Source organism: Wolbachia endosymbiont (group A) of Phasia obesa (assembly GCF_964028125.1).
Taxonomy (GTDB): domain Bacteria; phylum Pseudomonadota; class Alphaproteobacteria; order Rickettsiales; family Anaplasmataceae; genus Wolbachia; species Wolbachia pipientis.
Genome location: NZ_OZ034764.1, coordinates 365,959 through 381,788, shown reverse-complemented (window position 1 = coordinate 381,788; position 15,830 = coordinate 365,959). Strand labels below are relative to the sequence as shown.

Here is a 15,830-nt window from a genome sequence, read left to right as displayed (position 1 = left end):
TATGCATGTTAAAGCAATTTATACCCACCGCATTGAATGTGGGGAAGTATTAGAGCAGGTTCTTGATCGCTATGTTTCAGAGTTGCTAGGAGAGGAAGTTGTTCTTGCTATCACATCAAAAATCATTTCTATTTGTCAAAAACAAGTGGTTTGCAAAACTGCTTGTTCTAAAGAAGAGCTAATCAAAAGAGAAGCTGATGCAATTGTTGATGTAGACCATAATTCTTACGGCATCTATTTAACAATCAAAGACAATATCTTAATTCCATCTGCTGGTATTGATGAATCAAATGGTAATGAAATGTATATTTTATACCCAAAGGATGTTCAGAAAACAGCTCTATCAATATGGAACTATCTCAAGACAAAACACTGCATAAAACATCTTGGTATTTTGATTACAGATAGTAACATAACACCTATGCGCCTTGGGGTTACGGGCGTTGCTCTTGGTTGGTGTGGATTTGAACCATTTTATTCCTATATAGGCAAGCCAGATCTTTATGATCAACCACTGCAAGTAACACAAGTCAATCTTCTTGATGCGCTGGCAACGTCTGCTGTTTTAGTTATGGGAGAAGGGGCGGAGCAAACACCAATGGCAATAATTAGTGGCGCACCAAAGATTCACTTTCTTACTCGTCTGCCAACTACAGAAGAAGAAAAAAGTGTGAAGATATCTATGGAAGAGGACCTTTACTCTCCTCTCCTCATGCGAGCCCGCTGGTTAAAGAGTTAAAGAGGAACTTAAAAATTTGCTATTAGACTTCTTATACCAATTCCTGCTACACAAGTAACGGATAGACAATAATAGAAAAAAAGCCATACTGAAGTAAGTAAAGTAGCGAGGTTTAAATGGCATTAAGATCAAAATTATTGGATGAAAAAGTGGTGGAATCAGCAAAAGAAATGCTGAAGAAAGTAAGAAATAACGCATATGTTGCAAAAAAACTAAATGCTGTAATTGCAGCAAAAAAGCACAGTATAACAGCCGTAGCAAAGATATGCTGCATTTCAAGAAAGGCACTTACTGCATGACCTAAAATTTGGCAGAGAAGAAAAATTATTTGCTCCGCCTCAACGCCGTAGAAAAACTATATTGAATCAAAGTCAACGTGAACAAGTTGAGGTGTGGATAGAGGAAAACCCCAATATTACTATAAAAGAAATGAAAATAAGAATTCAAGAAAAGTTTGGTTTGAATATCAGCAAATCTACAGTACACCGTAATATGCAAAGAATGAAATTCTCATATATCACACCAAGACCAGTGCATAACGGACAAGATAAAAGTAAACAAGAGGAATTTAAAAAAAAATCTTAATGAAACTATTGTCATGTATCCTGAAAAAGAGCTATTTTTCTTCGATGAATCGCGGTTTGGCACACATTCAAAGATTGGACACGGGTGGTTTAAAAAAGGCATTAGGACACAGGTTAAGGTAAAACTAGGTAGGCAAAATTTTTATCTCTATAGTGCAGTTAATCCCAGAAATGGAGAAAGTTCTAGCTCAAACGTCAATACTGATTGTATGAATATATTCCTTGAGCAGATGTCACAATATTTAGGAACAAGGGAGGCATTTCTTATCATGGATTGTGCTAGTTGGCATAAGTCAAAAAATTTAAAAGTACCTAAAAATATCGACATTATATACCTACCACCATACTCACCTGACCTCAATCCTGTTGAGAGGTTTTGGTTATATATAAAACAGAACATTTTGCGTAACAAAATCTACGACACAATTGCTTTGCTTGAGAGCGCTTTGTGCAAATTTATTACCTCTCTTTCTCACTCCACAATTAAAAAACTCTGCAATGCCGCTTATTTGATTCACTAGTAATGAGAATTGGTATTACATAACCATATAACATTGGGAATAGAAACAAAAAACTTGCTTGACACCCTTCGCCAGCCCCCTTATCATAAAACTGAAGCTATTGTATTTGCTTTCGCCGATCTGCAGATTAAAAGGTAAGGATTACTTAATGTATCGGCGTCTTATGTTCAATTTTTTGCAGTATATAGATACTGTATGTCTTTACAAAACTTCATCTACATCTAGATTTTTATCTAAATAAGCTGAACGCGCTTATAAAGCGTTACAAGACATCAAAAAATGCCAATACTCGACAGAGATAGTAAAAGACTAGCTAACTCGGGGATTCTTTGTCTTTTTTTCTGCTTAGTAAATTTCTTAAACATTTGCAGCGTAAGTTAGTTGCAATTAAAAGCGGCTGAATCTCGCTTGTCAAGCGTTTAAAACATAAAAAACGCCAATATTTTAAAGCGGATAATAACCCCAGGGTTTCTTTTGCCTTTTTTTTCATTTGGTAAATTTCTTAATGTTTATGGCTAAACGACAACCGTCATCCCGCTACGTGTTAGCGGCTAAGAGATACCGCGGCGGTATGACGGTTTGCGGCGGCATGACCTCGTCATTCCCCTACGTGTTAGCGGGATCTAGAGATACCGTGACGGTATGACGGTTCGCGCGGTGGCATGACCTCGTCATCCCGCTACGTGTTAGCGGGATCTATGCTTTGAGATACCGCGAATGAATCGCGGTATAACGGTTCGCGGCGGCGTGACGATAAGCTCGTCATCCCGCTATTTGTTAGCGGGATCTAGAGATACCGCGAATGAATCGCGGTATGACATAGGGAACCCTTTCTTGGGTTAGCTATAGATTTACTTCGCATATTCAGCTAATTTTTATTACAATTACAACAAAATAATTTTGGCTTTGATGAAAACTGTATATGTATGTCAATCCTGTGGTCACAGCACTGGTAGGTGGGTAGGGAAGTGCATCGCATGTGACAATTGGGATACAATTGTTGAGGAAATAGCAGTAAAAACGGGCAAAAGAAGTATATCTGCACCAATTTTAATAAAGACGTTATCGGGTAGCGAAATTATCACTCCAAGTCGTTTTTTAACAGGAATAGAAGAATTAGATAGAGTTTTTGGTGGGGGTATCGTTCAAGGTGCTAGCATTTTAATTGGTGGCGAACCTGGTATTGGAAAATCCACCCTTTTGCTTAGAATTGCAGCTAATGTTGTGCAACTTTCCTCTTTTGAATGTCTTTATGTATCCGGCGAGGAGTCTTTAGAGCAGGTGAGTCTCAGAGCAAAGCGTCTTAAGATAAATGAACCTAAAATTAAGCTTTTATCTACAGTGTCTTTAACTGATGTAGTAGCAACAATAAAGGAAAACAAAAGTATTAAATTCTTAGTAATTGACTCTATACAAACAATGTATGATAGCAGAATTACATCGGCACCAGGAACTGTAACTCAGGTTCGTACTTGCGCACATGAATTAACTATTCTTGCGAAACAATATGGTGTTTCTCTTTTAATAGTTGGTCATATAACTAAGGATGGACAAATAGCTGGACCCAAAACTCTGGAGCATATGGTGGATACGGTATTATATTTTGAAGGTGAAAATAGCAATCAATATCGCATTTTGCGTACTATTAAAAATAGATTTGGCCCTGCAAATGAAATTGGTGTTTTTGAGATGTCTGAAGCAGGACTTGTGCCTGTTGATAATCCATCATCATTGTTTCTGATGGCCCATGACAGAGAAGTAGTTGGCAGCGCCGTATTTGCAGGAATTGAAGGTTCAAGACCAATTTTAATGGAAGTGCAAGCATTAATAGCAGGGACTAATATGGCAACCCCAAGAAGGGCAGTAGTTGGGTGGGATATTAATCGATTGGCTATGATCATTGCGGTGCTAAATGTTCGTTGCAAAATGTTTTTGCATGATAAAGAGGTATACCTAAACATTGCAGGGGGACTCAAAATACAGGAACCATCGGCTGATCTTGCTGTTGCTGCTTCCCTTATTTCAAGTGTAGTAAATTTACCGCTGCCAACTTCTTCAATAATCTGCGGTGAAGTTGCACTTTCAGGAGAAATTAGGAATGTCTCGCATGCTGATCTCAGACTAAAAGAAGCACAAAAGTTAGGATTCAAAAAAGCAATTATGCCTAAAAATGGCAATTATTCTTCTCATGATATTGAGATAATTAAGCTTGGTCATGTAAGGGAATTAAGAGAAGTCTTTAATTACAATTAAATAATGCTTCAGCAAATTCTTTACTAGTAAACTCCCTTAAGTCCTCTATATTTTCGCCAATTCCTATAGCATGTAACTTTACCTTATAAGCTTCTGCAAGTCCAATTACTACTCCGCCCTTAGCGGTGCCATCTAGCTTTGTTACGATTAGCCCGGTAACATGGACCATCTTACTAAATGCCTCTAATTGGCTATAAGCATTTTGGCCGGTAGTTGCGTCAAGAACTAAAATAACGTCATGAGGGGCAGTATCATCCAATTTCTTTATCGTTCTATATATTTTTGATAACTCCTCCATAAGGTTCACATTATTTTGCAGCCTTCCTGCTGTGTCAATTAGAACAACATCAACGTTATCTTTTATAGCTTGACTTACAGCTCTATATGCCACACTTGCAGAGTCGCTACCGTACTCTCCAGTAACAATCAAGCAATCAGAACGTTCTGCCCAAATGTTTAACTGCTCACTAGCAGCAGCTCTAAATGTGTCACACGCAACAAGCATAACGGATTTTCCCATCTCCTTATATTTATATGCAAGCTTACCTATAGTCGTGGTTTTACCATTACCGTTTACTCCGCATACCATTATTATATGTGGTTTTTTATTTAAAATTAACGGCTGTACAACTGGGCTCAATATAGCTTCTATTTCGTTCATTAACTGCTGCGAGATAATATTATGTTCAACTTCCTTGTCAAACTTGATGCTTGTGAGCCTATCGATAATCAACTTAGAAGTTTTATGACCAATGTCCATGCTAATTAGCAATTCCTCTAATTCATCTAAAAGCGACTGATCTAATTTTTTTTTGCCAGAAAAAATACTTTTCACCCCGTCGCTAAAGCGAGAAGAAGTTTTTAACAAGCCTTTATAAAGGTTACTAAACAAACTCAAGGGAATACTCCTTTTTAAATTATAAACTTAATGACAACATAGAGACGCTGATTGTAAAGAAATACACGTATTATGTGTATTTGTAAAGTTAAACAGTCGTTTTACGGGAATTTTGAAAGTAAAAATCACGTAAAACGATTGTTTTCCTTTAGTTTTTAACCTAAATATGTTATAATGTAAAATAGCAGTTTATAGGTAATTTTATGAGTTATAATGAGAAAATTTTAGATCATTATGAAAATCCAAGGAATGTTGGCTCTCTGGATAAAAATGATCCAAATGTTGGTACTGGTTTAGTTGGTGCACCATCGTGCGGTGATGTAATGAAATTGCAGATAAAGGTCAATGACAAAGGTGTTATTGAAGATGCAAAATTTAAAACTTTTGGTTGTGGTTCTGCCATTGCTTCAAGTTCCTTGTTAACAGAGATGATAAAGGGAAGAACCATCAGTGACGTTACACAGATAAAGAATACTCAAATAGTGGAAGAGTTGTCTTTACCTCCAGTGAAGATACACTGTTCGGTACTTGCTGAAGATGCTATAAAGGCTGCTATTCATGATTATCAAAGTAAGCAAAAGAATTAAGAAGCATGAGTGAATATCAAGAAGTAGGCGGAGGTGAAACTGTAAAAAAGAATAGAAAACTTATCACTATAACTGCGGAAGCAGTAGAAAGGATAAGGTATTTATTGGACCAAAAGAAGCATACTAACCTTGAGAAACCGGAAGAAGCAATAGGAATAAGAGTGCTAATTAAGCAAAAAGGATGTTCTGGTTTAAAATATGATATTGAATATGCGTATGATACTCGTCCTTTAGAGTCGATAATTGAGGAAAACTGCAGTGATGACCAAAAAGTTAAAGTGTTGATCGATCCAAAATCCGTCATGTTTATTCTTGGCTCTGAAATGGATTATGTAGAAGAAAAATTTTCATCGGGTTTTGTTTTCAAAAATCCTAATGAGAAAGGAAAATGTGGTTGTGGAGAGAGTTTTCATGTCTAGCAGCTATTTTACATTGTTTGAAATTGAACCAACTTTCAATATCAGCTTTGATGAGTTAGAGAAAAAATATATTGAGCTAAGCAAAACTGATATAAATGAAAGACAGTCCCAAAACATGGAAAATATTAACAGAGCTTATCAGATACTAAAGTCACCGCTAAAACGTGCCGAGCATTTGCTAGATTTTTTTGATGTGAAAAGCCAAAAGGACCACTTAAATTCTGAAATATTAAGTGAATCAATGGAAATAAGAGAATATTTGCTGGACTGCGATGATTTACAATTTGCAAGCAGGATGATTGATGAAAAAATAAAAGATTGCGTTAAAAACCTAATTAACACTTTTGCTATAAAGAATTTTGATGGAGCTGCTACACAAGTCTTAAGATTGAAATATTTATATAAGTCATTTGAGGAGGTGAAAAAGAATGCAACCAATTCAAATTTCTGAACCAAATTCAAGTGAAGTAATTTTTGGTATAGATCTTGGTACTACCAATTCTTTGATTGCTATGGTAAATAAAGCTGGTAACGTGGAGATATTTGAAGATGAACAAGGAAGAGAACTGCTGCCTTCTGCTCTTTCATATGAAAATAATACATTAAAAACTGGCTACGATGTCGGTCAAAATGCAATCTACTCAATAAAGCGTTTAATGGGTAAAAGTGTTGAAGAATTAAATAAAGAAGGCGTCAATTTTGAAATAGATCATGAAAGCGAAAAAGTTATTAGAATAAAATGCGCAGAGGAAAAGTATCTTACTCCTGTTGAGATTTCTGCTGAGATATTAAAAGCTTTATGTGAGAGGGTAAAAAAGTCTAAGGGACTGGAAGTAAAAAAAGCAGTGATTACTGTGCCAGCTTACTTTGACGATTCAGCACGTAACGCAACTAAATATGCGGCAAAATTAGCTGGAATAGAAGTTCTTCGCCTCGTTAACGAGCCAACCGCTGCAGCGCTTTCTTACTCCATTGAAAAGAACAATAGCAGTGGAATATATGCAGTGTATGACCTTGGTGGCGGAACGTTCGATATTTCGATATTGAAATTGCATCAAGGAGTGTTTCAAGTTCTTGCAGTTGGTGGTGACACCAAACTCGGCGGTGATGATTTTGATCATTTGCTGAGTTCAATTGTGATTGATAAGTATAGAGAAAAGACGGCCAAGCAACTAAATTCCTTACTTATCGAATCACGCTCTGTGAAGGAATATCTGAGCAAAAACACCTCAGGCATTTTTGAATTCAGCATTAACGGCAAGCCATTTGAATGTGAAATTACCAGAGAAGAATTCGAGCAGGCAATCAGTTCTTTGGTCAATAAGACTATCAATATAGTCACTCGTACTATAAGCGACATAGATCTTAAAATTGATAATATAAAAGGAGTAATTTTAGTTGGTGGTGCAACTAGAACACCATTGGTTCAAAATTCACTAGTCAAACTCTTTGGAAATAAAGTGCTGAATGACGTGGATCCAGATAAAGCAGTTGCCATTGGGGCAGCTCTGCAAGCTCATGATTTAACTTCGAGCTCAAAAGATAGGAATATTCTCCTGGATGTTCTACCTTTATCACTTGGCATAGAAACTATGGGAGGCATAGTTGAAAAAATCATACCAAGAAATACGCCACTACCAGTTTCAGAAACAAAAGAGTTTACAACTTATTTTGATGGGCAAACAGCAATGAAAATTCACGTTTGTCAGGGAGAACGTGAAATGATAGAGGATAACAAATCTCTAGCGCAGTTTGAACTAAAAGGTATACCGCCACTACCTGCAGGTTCTGCAAGAGTTGAAATAGAATTTACAGTTAACGTTGACGGAATCTTGACTGTTACTGCAAGAGAAAAAACTACTGGAATCGAGCAGACAGTTGAAGTAAATTCAAGTTTTGGCTTGAGTGAAGCTGATGTTCAAAATATGGTTAACCAGTCAATAAACAGCTTTGATGAAGATATGAAGGCTCGTTCCCTTGCAGGCGCTAAAATTAATGGAAATAAACTCATACACTTGGTTGAAAACAATAATAACCTTTCCACTGATCAAAAGTTGAAAAACCTATTACAAAATGCAAAAAACGCTTTACAAGGCAATGACTTGAATGAAATTAACAACACTATCGCCGAGTTAGAAAATTCTTCTTTAGAGTTGTGTGAATTAACAAATAGGTAGAAAAAGCTTACACAACCTTGTGCAATACCCTATTTAATCTCAAAGCAACAGGTAACCTGAAATTAAATGGTAACCAATCGACCTTCCCCAGTTTAAACGATAAACCAACTATACTTACACGCCCAATGATATTTTCCATTGGTACAAAACCAACTTCAGGAAACCTGCTATCCAAAGAATTATTTCTATTGTCTCCCATAACGAAAAATTGATCGTTAGGTACATAATAAACCGGAGTGTTATATGATAGCTTATTAGAAATGTCATCTACCAAAATCTCATGTTCCTTGCCACTTAAAAGCGTTTCTATATATCTTGGTATGTTACGATTTGACTCATAATCAAAAAAACTTTCAATTTGCCTTCGCTCTACTTTCTGATCATTTAGGTATAATTCTCCCTCTATCATTTGCACTTTGTCACCTGGTGTTCCTATTACTCGCTTAACAAACCTGATGCTGTCATTTCTTGTGGGTTTGAAAACTACTATGTCGCCACGCTTTGGAGGGGTATAAAAAATCCTGCCGCTAAAAATGTTTGGAGAAAATGGAAATGAGTGTTTACTGTAACCGTATGAATATTTACTAGTAAAAATGTAATCCCCTTCAAGTAGGGTGCTTTTCATTGAACCAGAAGGTATATGAAATGGCTCGAATAAAAAACTACGTATTGACAGCGCAATCAACAGTAAAAAAAACAATGAAGATAAAAATCTTCCCGTTCTTATCACCCAGTTTTTGCTTAGTTCTTCCAACTTTTCCAACTTTGTTTTTCTTATAGATTAAGCTTATTATAATACATAAATTAAAAAATGGTAATATGAAATTTTACTTGTGAATGTTATTCCTCTATTCAAAACGATTTTGAAAAGGCGGTTCATTTCTTTCAACGGTGTCATCCAAGTAGCGTGACACATAACTGTACGAACATTGCAATTTGCAGGTGGCAGATGAAAGTAGCTGATGCACATCTGTACGAACATTTGCTTTTGTTAAGGTAATATGGTGTTATGAAAGTAGCTGACACTGGAATGGCTTTGTTGCATCGCTACTTATGAAAGGCTAACTATAGTTAGGATTATAAGCAACTTATTGAAAATCTTGTTTTTTTGCAATCAATCTGATCAAATTTAAGAATAGTAATTTGTTATTTATATTAATAAATTTAATTCTATTGAAAATAGCTAAAGCATTGAAATTCTTGAATTTTAGCCGGATTGGTAAATGGTAGTGAAATTTCTTTTACTCAAATTTAGGTATTCATTGACCGTTCTTGTTATAAATACCAGAATAATAAGCTAATGATATTCCCTATCTTTTTTATCTTTAATCCATCATAGCTAGCGATGCAACAAAGCCCACTGGAATCCAGGTTGTAACCGTTCACGGATTGTGAGAATGAATAAAGAACTAAGCAGTCGTAACTTTTGGAAGGGATTTTGGCCATTGAGACGTGATGTCAAAAATATCGACAACATTCTTTCCACAAATCTTTCTCCATGTTCCGACCAGGTGAAAAAGCTGTTTTTACGATAGCCTTCTAATTTGCCGTTCTGCAAGGTTGTTGATTGACTTCAGGCTTTCGTAAAAACTTCCACACCATATCCTCGGCCTTAACATCTTAATGGCCATTCTCAAACCATTTACAAGCCTTGTCATTTCATGCCCCCCCTTTTTGCATTAGTTGTGTAGCATCTTTTAATATTAGCAAGGCCTATAATAGTGCAACACTGCCTTACGTATTGCCAATCCAAATTCTACTTGCTGTAAAATAACACAATCTGCTACATCGCTGCTAATCTCAATCCCTCTATTTATTGGCCCTGGGTGCATAACAATCGCATCTGGTTTTGCGTATGATAGCTTTTGTAAATCAAGTCCATACAAATGAAAATATTCTTTCTCTGAAGAACTATTATTCATGCGCTCTTTCTGCAATCTCAAAAGCATAATTACGTCAGCATCCTTTATACCTTCAATTAATGAATAATGGACTGAATCTACTTCAGGAAAATGCTTACAAATCAAAGTTGGTGGTGCGACCAAGTTTATCTCTGCTCCAAACATTTTTAGCAATCTTATATTTGATCTTGCAACTCTACTGTGCAGAATATCTCCACATATCACAACTTTGAGGTCCTTTATTTGCTTTTTGTGATTGCTGATTACAAGATAGTCTGCAAGAGCTTGAGTTGGATGTTCACTACTTCCATCGCCTGCATTGATTAGCGAGCAGTTAACATACTTTGCCAGTGTATTAATGATACCACTACTTTTATGCCTGATTATTATGTAATCAGGATTCATTGCATTTAATGTTTTGATCATGTCTTTTAGATCTTCTCCCTTGTTAATAGAAGAAGATCTTATTGGCAAAGTTACAACATTTGCTCCAAGGCTTTTTGCTGCTATTTCAAAAGACGCAAGTGTACGCGTTGAATCTTCAAAGAATAAATTTATTACTGTCTTATTTTCCAAGATATGACTATTTGCAACTTCTTTTTTAAGGTACTGGTTGGCCAACTTAGTTATATTTTCTACATCATCGACTGTAAGGTCTGAGATGTTTAACAAATTCCTTCTCTTGTTCATAATTTCCTTTTAACATGCAATTGTTATCCAACTACTTGAACCAATTCTACTTTCTTATTATCGTTTTTCAATAGACCTCTTGTGCAGCAATTGTTTTGGTGGAAGAACGGAAAAAGATAGTAAAGTCAAAATTAAGTTAGAAGGAAGAAAAAGTTCAGCAAGTTAAGAGTAAGGTACATTAGCATAAATCTTTCATCCCAATGTTTAGTGGCACTGGAGATTACTTCCACTTACACTCATCCGCTATCATAACAGCCTCAAAAAGATGCTTCTCAAGTTCACTTAGAGGCAAATCACTTTGTGAATAATTTCCCCAAGATTTTAGTATATCGGAAGTTTCAACGCCTTCAATAATAGGATATTCTTGGTTTTTTTTAGCGTATAACTCTTGAGCCTGCTTGCTTACTAAAAATTCCAATAAGACTATAGCATTTTCCCTGTTTTTTGCGTTTTTTGTTACTGCTGCACCACTGATGTTTACCATTACACCGTGATCGTTGCGATTAGGAAAAAAAGCCCCTAGCTTGTCTGCAACATTCTTTTTATTTTCTGATGAAAGAATTCTCGCAAAGTAGTAGCTGTTTACTATTGCAACATCTCCCTCACCCGCTGCTACGGCGTAAATTTGATAAGTATCACCACCACTTGGTTTTCTTGCCATATTGCTCACAATTCCGCTTACCCATTCTTTCGTCTTTTCAAAACCATTATTTGCAATCATAAAAGCAATTAACGATCTGTTATATGGACTTGTAGAAGAACGCACTAATATTTTTCCTTTCCATTTTTCATTTGCTAAATCTTCATAAGTACTTAAGTCCTTAGGGTCTACTGACTCTTTATTGTAAACCAATATCCTAGCTCTTTTTGTAAGACCAAACCAATAATCTTCACTGTCTCTAAATCTTGCAGGTATAACACTTTTTAAAACCTCTGAATCTACTTGAGATAAAAGTCCTCTTTTTTTTGCTAGAATTAAGTTGATTGCATCAGCAGTCAAAAATAAGTCAGCTTCACCACCGTTTTCCATTCGTGAAAGTAGCTGAGAATAATCATCAATGATGTAACGTACTTTAATACCTGTATTTTTCGTGAATTCATCAAACAAAGTACGTACTAATTCTTCTTTGCGCGATGAATAAACATTTACCACTTGTGAGTCATTAGTTCCGTCGTTTCTGTATAAATAAGTAATAACTATCAATATAATTGCTATTAAGGATGTGAATATAAAGGCTTTTTTCATATTGGATAAAAAATAACTTCTTTCAGTTAAAGTTACCAAGATGGTACAACTTTAGCAAGTGTAAAGTTCGTTAGATAAATCATAAAAACTTCCTTGACAAGCTTCGCCAGCCCCCTTATTATAACACTGAAGCTATTTATTTATCTTCGCAATCTCTGCAGTGGATTAATGACAAAAAACTTAATGTATTTGGCGTAAATCATGCTTAATTTTTTGCATTATGTGCACCTTATGTCTTTATAAAATTTCTAGGTTTTTACCTAATATAAGCTGAAATGCGCTATTTAAAACATTAAAAAACGCCAACTTAAAAAATGGATAGTGAATAACTAGCTACCCTAGGGTTTCTTTTGCCTTTTTTTCTGTTTAGTAAATTGTATCCGTTCAGCGGAGTGGTAGAATAAGGTAGACAAAGTGATCTAAAAAGATAATCATAGAGCAAAAGTGAGGTAATGTGGTAAACCTTTTAGAACTTTGCAAAAATTTACAGCAAAAAATAGAAAAACTGGAAGCAGAGATAGAAAACTTAAAAGCAGAAAATAAAGCTTTAAAGATAGAGAACGCTGAATTAAAGGAAAGGCTTGGTTTAAACTCGAAAAATTCATCTCTACCGAGCTCTAAAGAATTGTACAAAACAAAAAAGGACAAGCCAAAAAGCGAAAGGAATGTTGGCGATCAGGTTGGGTATAAAGGAAATTTTCATGCCACAATGGAAGCGGATAAAGTAGTAAAAATAGAGTTGCCTAATATTTGCGAATGCGGAGGAGAGCTTGTAATATGCGAAAAACCTTATGTTCACCAAAAAGTTGATCTTCCGGAAATTAGGCCTTATGTAGTAATTGGAACATGGTCGTTGTTGGAGATGCAGAAAAAGAAAAAGTAGCAAGTTACCAGAAGGTGTTACGCCAGATACATTTGGTCCAAGGGTTAAGTCTATAATTGCAGCACTCAGCGGATTTTACAAAAACTCAAAGCGTGAAGTGGCTAGTATCATAAATGACATTTTTAATTTGAACATAAGTGTTGGCAGCATATCAAATCTTACTATTACCCACAAATATGAGGTTCGTGAGCAAGTCGCCATCCTTCTTCTAGATCAAAGAAACGTCTCCACCCTTTCCAAAGAGTAATTGGTCCTGGTTTTGGGTCGCTTTTTCTTGCTAAATGACCTCCAAGTTCACGAAACGGCTTCTTTTATAGTAGGGGCTATATTTGGACATGGTTTCCTGTGTATTTTAACATATAAAACTTTCCATTCTTCCTCAGCTAATAAGGCAGTACATGGTAATGTTGGGTTAGTTCTTGCAATTGATGTAATAAAGAAAATTCTCCAAGCAATAATGCTCATGACTGTTAAATACCTCATTAATCTTTCTGCTGTTCCAAGTCTACATTCCTCAACTTTGAGACCAGATTTTAAAATCTTATGCAATATCTCTATTTTCCATCTCAAACAATACCAACTAACTTTTTCAACAGCTTCTTCAAAAGTACTGACCGGAAAAAAGCATCCACTCTAGAGGACTTGCTTCGGGAGGAGAGTTTTTTTCAACAACATGAATTGCGTGAAGTTGTAGACTCTGTCGGTTTATATTTTATGTGACCTTCTTTACATTTTATATGGCCTTCATGTGATAAATTTTCCGAATCTAATTTCTAAAAACGCTGTCCTTTTTTGCTTGTTATCTCTAGCAGGGATTTCAACTTCTACTTTTCCAGCGCAAGGGAGGCCTTGGATAAATGACCATAATTTTTGCTTGTTCCTGGTATGCATGAATTTTTTATTTACATTTCTGTTGTGGCGAGCTCTTACTAAAATTGCTGAGTTAAGATTATGTGCAAGTTCAAAAAAATCATGCATATCTGCTTCTCTGTCACATACAGTTATAGCTTCGGTTTGGGCCAGATCTATAATATTATTTGTTTTCTTTAAACTTTCTAGCCATTTCATACTTTCTTTATCCTCAATATGAACGTTGTTACGATGGCTCTTTAGTCTTTTTTCTTCTTCAGAAATGAGTTGCCTCGAGTAAATCTTTTGATCCAGTATTCCCAGCTTCCGTACTAACAGCAAGGGCTGTATGCATTACTGCTCCTTTTCCAGCAATAGTTCCCAATCCGCTTATGGCTTGAGTATGAAATATAAGTTGTATCTTGAATCACAAGAATTCTTTTATGAGCTTTTGTTCTTTCAACTGTTTTATCAATGTGTGAAGCTAGAATATCGACTTCTTTTACGTTCTCATTTTGAAAAAAACGTTATGCTGCTTTTGCTTCTGACCAACTTCCGCATGCCTCATTAATTGAGCTTTCAGGTAAACTTATCAAACTATCAGCAATCTTTACTAATCGGTCAGTTAATCTTTTATCTCCAAGTACAGCATCTCCAAATTCATTTTTAGCCCATTCATTACTCTCGTTTGCCATTTTTATACCCTCAATATTTGCAAACTTTAATATTGTAATACTTTATTTATAAGTACATTTATATTTGTGGGTAATAGTAAGATAAATAATAGTGCAAATTTTTCTATGATATGCGGTAGTGGTGTATATGTAAGATCAATTGCTCGTGATCTTGGAATTGCATTAAATTGTTTTGGACACATTACAAAATTAAGAAGAACTATGGTAGGTGACTTTAGAGAAAATGAATCAGTGACAATTGAGCAACTTACTAAAAAAAACACAACAACTTACTCTCCGATGTCATCCCAGTGCTTGACACTGGGATGGCTTTGTTGCATCGCTCTTCGGATAGTAGGTAACGCACAATAAATTTATGAAGCTATCTCAAATTTAGCCATGCCTATTTCAGTAAATTTGTTAAGCAAATAACATTTGAGTAGCAGTTCCCTCTCACGATTCATTTCAGATTTGTTCCTAAAACTAAATCCAAATGTCTTTTTTAATCGCGAGAAAAAACCTTCTATATAAGATCTTTTTCCATAACTCATCTCTTTTTTCCACTTCTTTATACCATCTTCATCATATGACTTTATGAGCTTGACTGCAGAATTTCTCTCAGCCATATAGTCTAACTTTGGATGCTCTGCTGCGTTGTTTTTCGGAGGAATTTTCGTTTTTATACCATATTGATTACACAGCTTATAGAGCTTTTCTCTGTCATATGCCCTATCTGCATATAGTACTTTTATGACATACTGAAAATCGACTTCTTTTAGCAAATCACAAGCTCCATAGTGATCAGCCGTTACTGTATTTTACAGCTATGGCTTTTTTGCTGTTTGTATTCAACATTACATGCAATTTTCTTGTCTGTTCATAGCTGCGATACTTTCTATCTTCGCTATTTTCTTTGCTATGACCAGGAGTGTTGTTGTATATACTAATTCCTGTACTGTCTATAGCAATTTCGATATCTTCCATATTATTTTCTGCAATCATTGATCTTAATATTGAGTTTCTTAAACCTTCTTGATGATTGTGAATAGCTGATAACTTGCAAATTTTTCCCAATTTGCTCAAGGTATCCTGCTATAAACCCAACTGTTTGCCTCAGGCCTATTCTAAATAAACAAGTTATTATGTGCACCAAAATTACAACTTTATCGCTATAAATATTGTTGCCACCTGGTATTTTTGGACCATTCTCGTACCACTTTTCTATGGCTTCGTTGATATAATGAAAAATATTTCCTCTTTTTTCTAGAAATTTGTTATATTCGCTATGGTTACTGACCCTCATTTTTTGTGGCATATTTTTTCTTTCAAGGTTAAATGGCTATTTTATAATGAATTTTGTCAGTAGCCACCAGATTTTTTCAGTTGCTATGCAACAAAGCCATCCCAGT

The 15,830-nt window shown here is 35.5% G+C and carries 14 protein-coding genes and 4 pseudogenes; 9 read left to right on the top strand and 9 right to left on the bottom strand.

The window, feature by feature from the left end; translation table 11 throughout:
• Position 1: 1 nt before the first annotated feature.
• The 3 genes and pseudogenes from ABWU29_RS01935 to radA all read left to right on the top strand — a co-directional run bounded on the left by ABWU29_RS01935 (position 2) and on the right by radA (position 4,097).
• The gene (locus ABWU29_RS01935) at positions 2 to 739 is read left to right on the top strand and encodes a putative folate metabolism gamma-glutamate ligase (RefSeq protein ID WP_015589264.1); all 738 of its coding nucleotides are present in this window, start codon (positions 2 to 4) and stop codon (positions 737 to 739) included.
• A 116-nt stretch (positions 740 to 855) separates the two neighbouring features.
• Positions 856 to 1,844, top strand: a pseudogene (locus ABWU29_RS01930) (IS630 family transposase).
• A 909-nt stretch (positions 1,845 to 2,753) separates the two neighbouring features.
• On the top strand, positions 2,754 to 4,097 hold the full coding sequence (radA, locus tag ABWU29_RS01925; protein WP_353280092.1) for a DNA repair protein RadA: 1,344 nt from the start codon (positions 2,754 to 2,756) through the stop codon (positions 4,095 to 4,097).
• On the opposite strand, the gene ftsY is transcribed toward radA, so the two are convergent.
• On the bottom strand, positions 4,084 to 4,995 hold the full coding sequence (ftsY, locus tag ABWU29_RS01920; RefSeq protein ID WP_015589234.1) for a signal recognition particle-docking protein FtsY: 912 nt from the start codon (positions 4,993 to 4,995) through the stop codon (positions 4,084 to 4,086). The two genes, radA and ftsY, sit on opposite strands and share 14 nt — an antisense overlap.
• A 203-nt stretch (positions 4,996 to 5,198) precedes the next feature.
• Here ftsY and iscU point away from each other — a divergent pair, with 203 nt between their 5' ends.
• The 4 genes from iscU to hscA are packed head-to-tail and all read left to right on the top strand — an operon-like array spanning position 5,199 to position 8,178.
• Positions 5,199 to 5,582 (top strand): Fe-S cluster assembly scaffold IscU, encoded by a 384-nt coding sequence (gene iscU / locus ABWU29_RS01915; protein ID WP_007548853.1) that lies wholly within the window; start codon positions 5,199 to 5,201, stop codon positions 5,580 to 5,582.
• 5 nt (positions 5,583 to 5,587) lie between these two features.
• Positions 5,588 to 6,001: a HesB/IscA family protein gene (locus ABWU29_RS01910; RefSeq protein ID WP_015589236.1), complete on the top strand. Its 414-nt coding sequence runs from the start codon at positions 5,588 to 5,590 to the stop codon at positions 5,999 to 6,001.
• The gene (locus ABWU29_RS01905; protein WP_015589237.1) at positions 5,994 to 6,452 is read left to right on the top strand and encodes an iron-sulfur cluster co-chaperone HscB C-terminal domain-containing protein; all 459 of its coding nucleotides are present in this window, start codon (positions 5,994 to 5,996) and stop codon (positions 6,450 to 6,452) included. Before ABWU29_RS01910 ends, ABWU29_RS01905 begins: the two co-directional genes overlap by 8 nt.
• Positions 6,430 to 8,178, top strand: coding sequence for a Fe-S protein assembly chaperone HscA (gene hscA, locus ABWU29_RS01900; RefSeq protein WP_141457223.1), 1,749 nt, complete (start codon positions 6,430 to 6,432; stop codon positions 8,176 to 8,178). Before ABWU29_RS01905 ends, hscA begins: the two co-directional genes overlap by 23 nt.
• A gap of 7 nt (positions 8,179 to 8,185) precedes the next feature.
• Here the strand turns inward: hscA and lepB are convergent, their stop codons facing one another.
• From lepB to ABWU29_RS01880, 4 genes are all read right to left on the bottom strand, one after another.
• Entirely contained in the window at positions 8,186 to 8,932 is a 747-nt protein-coding gene (gene lepB, locus ABWU29_RS01895) for a signal peptidase I (protein WP_010962911.1), read from the bottom strand.
• 772 nt (positions 8,933 to 9,704) lie between these two features.
• Complete coding sequence (locus ABWU29_RS01890) at positions 9,705 to 9,836, bottom strand: hypothetical protein (RefSeq protein WP_255317428.1); 132 nt, start codon at positions 9,834 to 9,836, stop codon at positions 9,705 to 9,707.
• A 45-nt stretch (positions 9,837 to 9,881) separates the two neighbouring features.
• Positions 9,882 to 10,769, bottom strand: coding sequence for an aspartate carbamoyltransferase catalytic subunit (locus tag ABWU29_RS01885; protein ID WP_015589239.1), 888 nt, complete (start codon positions 10,767 to 10,769; stop codon positions 9,882 to 9,884).
• Between the two features lie 220 nt (positions 10,770 to 10,989).
• Positions 10,990 to 12,015 carry an extracellular solute-binding protein gene (locus ABWU29_RS01880; RefSeq protein WP_353280090.1) on the bottom strand — a complete coding sequence of 342 codons (1,026 nt, stop codon included), beginning with the start codon at positions 12,013 to 12,015 and terminating at the stop codon, positions 10,990 to 10,992.
• Positions 12,016 to 12,469: 454 nt separating this feature from the next.
• On the opposite strand from ABWU29_RS01880, the pseudogene ABWU29_RS01875 reads away from it, so the two are divergent.
• Positions 12,470 to 13,055: pseudogene (locus ABWU29_RS01875) on the top strand (DUF6444 domain-containing protein); the annotation flags it as partial.
• A gap of 7 nt (positions 13,056 to 13,062) precedes the next feature.
• On the opposite strand, the pseudogene ABWU29_RS01870 reads toward ABWU29_RS01875, so the two are convergent.
• Positions 13,063 to 14,442 (bottom strand): annotated as a pseudogene (locus tag ABWU29_RS01870) (IS4 family transposase).
• Positions 14,443 to 14,523: 81 nt separating this feature from the next.
• On the opposite strand from ABWU29_RS01870, the pseudogene ABWU29_RS01865 reads away from it, so the two are divergent.
• A pseudogene (locus tag ABWU29_RS01865) lies at positions 14,524 to 14,748 on the top strand (tRNA pseudouridine(55) synthase TruB); the annotation flags it as partial.
• A gap of 47 nt (positions 14,749 to 14,795) precedes the next feature.
• On the opposite strand, the gene ABWU29_RS01860 reads toward ABWU29_RS01865, so the two are convergent.
• The 3 genes from ABWU29_RS01860 to ABWU29_RS01850 are packed head-to-tail and all read right to left on the bottom strand — an operon-like array spanning position 14,796 to position 15,736.
• Complete coding sequence (locus ABWU29_RS01860; RefSeq protein ID WP_051062209.1) at positions 14,796 to 15,203, bottom strand: transposase; 408 nt, start codon at positions 15,201 to 15,203, stop codon at positions 14,796 to 14,798.
• A gap of 19 nt (positions 15,204 to 15,222) precedes the next feature.
• Positions 15,223 to 15,423, bottom strand: coding sequence for a hypothetical protein (locus ABWU29_RS01855; RefSeq protein ID WP_010082383.1), 201 nt, complete (start codon positions 15,421 to 15,423; stop codon positions 15,223 to 15,225).
• Positions 15,407 to 15,736 carry a transposase gene (locus ABWU29_RS01850; RefSeq protein WP_007548762.1) on the bottom strand — a complete coding sequence of 110 codons (330 nt, stop codon included), beginning with the start codon at positions 15,734 to 15,736 and terminating at the stop codon, positions 15,407 to 15,409. The genes ABWU29_RS01855 and ABWU29_RS01850 overlap by 17 nt, the downstream gene beginning before the upstream one ends.
• Positions 15,737 to 15,830 lie beyond the last annotated feature (94 nt).

Excerpts from the sequence above, each read along its gene's own strand:
- ABWU29_RS01935 (WP_015589264.1), top strand. The coding sequence starts at position 2 with ATGCATGTTAAAGCAATTTATACCCACCGCATTGAATGTGGGGAAGTA.
- radA (WP_353280092.1), top strand. The coding sequence starts at position 2,754 with ATGAAAACTGTATATGTATGTCAATCCTGTGGTCACAGCACTGGTAGG.
- iscU (WP_007548853.1), top strand. The coding sequence starts at position 5,199 with ATGAGTTATAATGAGAAAATTTTAGATCATTATGAAAATCCAAGGAAT.
- ABWU29_RS01910 (WP_015589236.1), top strand. The coding sequence starts at position 5,588 with ATGAGTGAATATCAAGAAGTAGGCGGAGGTGAAACTGTAAAAAAGAAT.
- ABWU29_RS01905 (WP_015589237.1), top strand. The coding sequence starts at position 5,994 with ATGTCTAGCAGCTATTTTACATTGTTTGAAATTGAACCAACTTTCAAT.
- hscA (WP_141457223.1), top strand. The coding sequence starts at position 6,430 with ATGCAACCAATTCAAATTTCTGAACCAAATTCAAGTGAAGTAATTTTT.
- ABWU29_RS01890 (WP_255317428.1), bottom strand. The coding sequence starts at position 9,836 with ATGACAAGGCTTGTAAATGGTTTGAGAATGGCCATTAAGATGTTAAGG.
- ABWU29_RS01885 (WP_015589239.1), bottom strand. The coding sequence starts at position 10,769 with ATGAACAAGAGAAGGAATTTGTTAAACATCTCAGACCTTACAGTCGAT.
- ABWU29_RS01880 (WP_353280090.1), bottom strand. The coding sequence starts at position 12,015 with ATGAAAAAAGCCTTTATATTCACATCCTTAATAGCAATTATATTGATA.
- ABWU29_RS01855 (WP_010082383.1), bottom strand. The coding sequence starts at position 15,423 with ATGATTGCAGAAAATAATATGGAAGATATCGAAATTGCTATAGACAGT.
- ABWU29_RS01850 (WP_007548762.1), bottom strand. The coding sequence starts at position 15,736 with ATGCCACAAAAAATGAGGGTCAGTAACCATAGCGAATATAACAAATTT.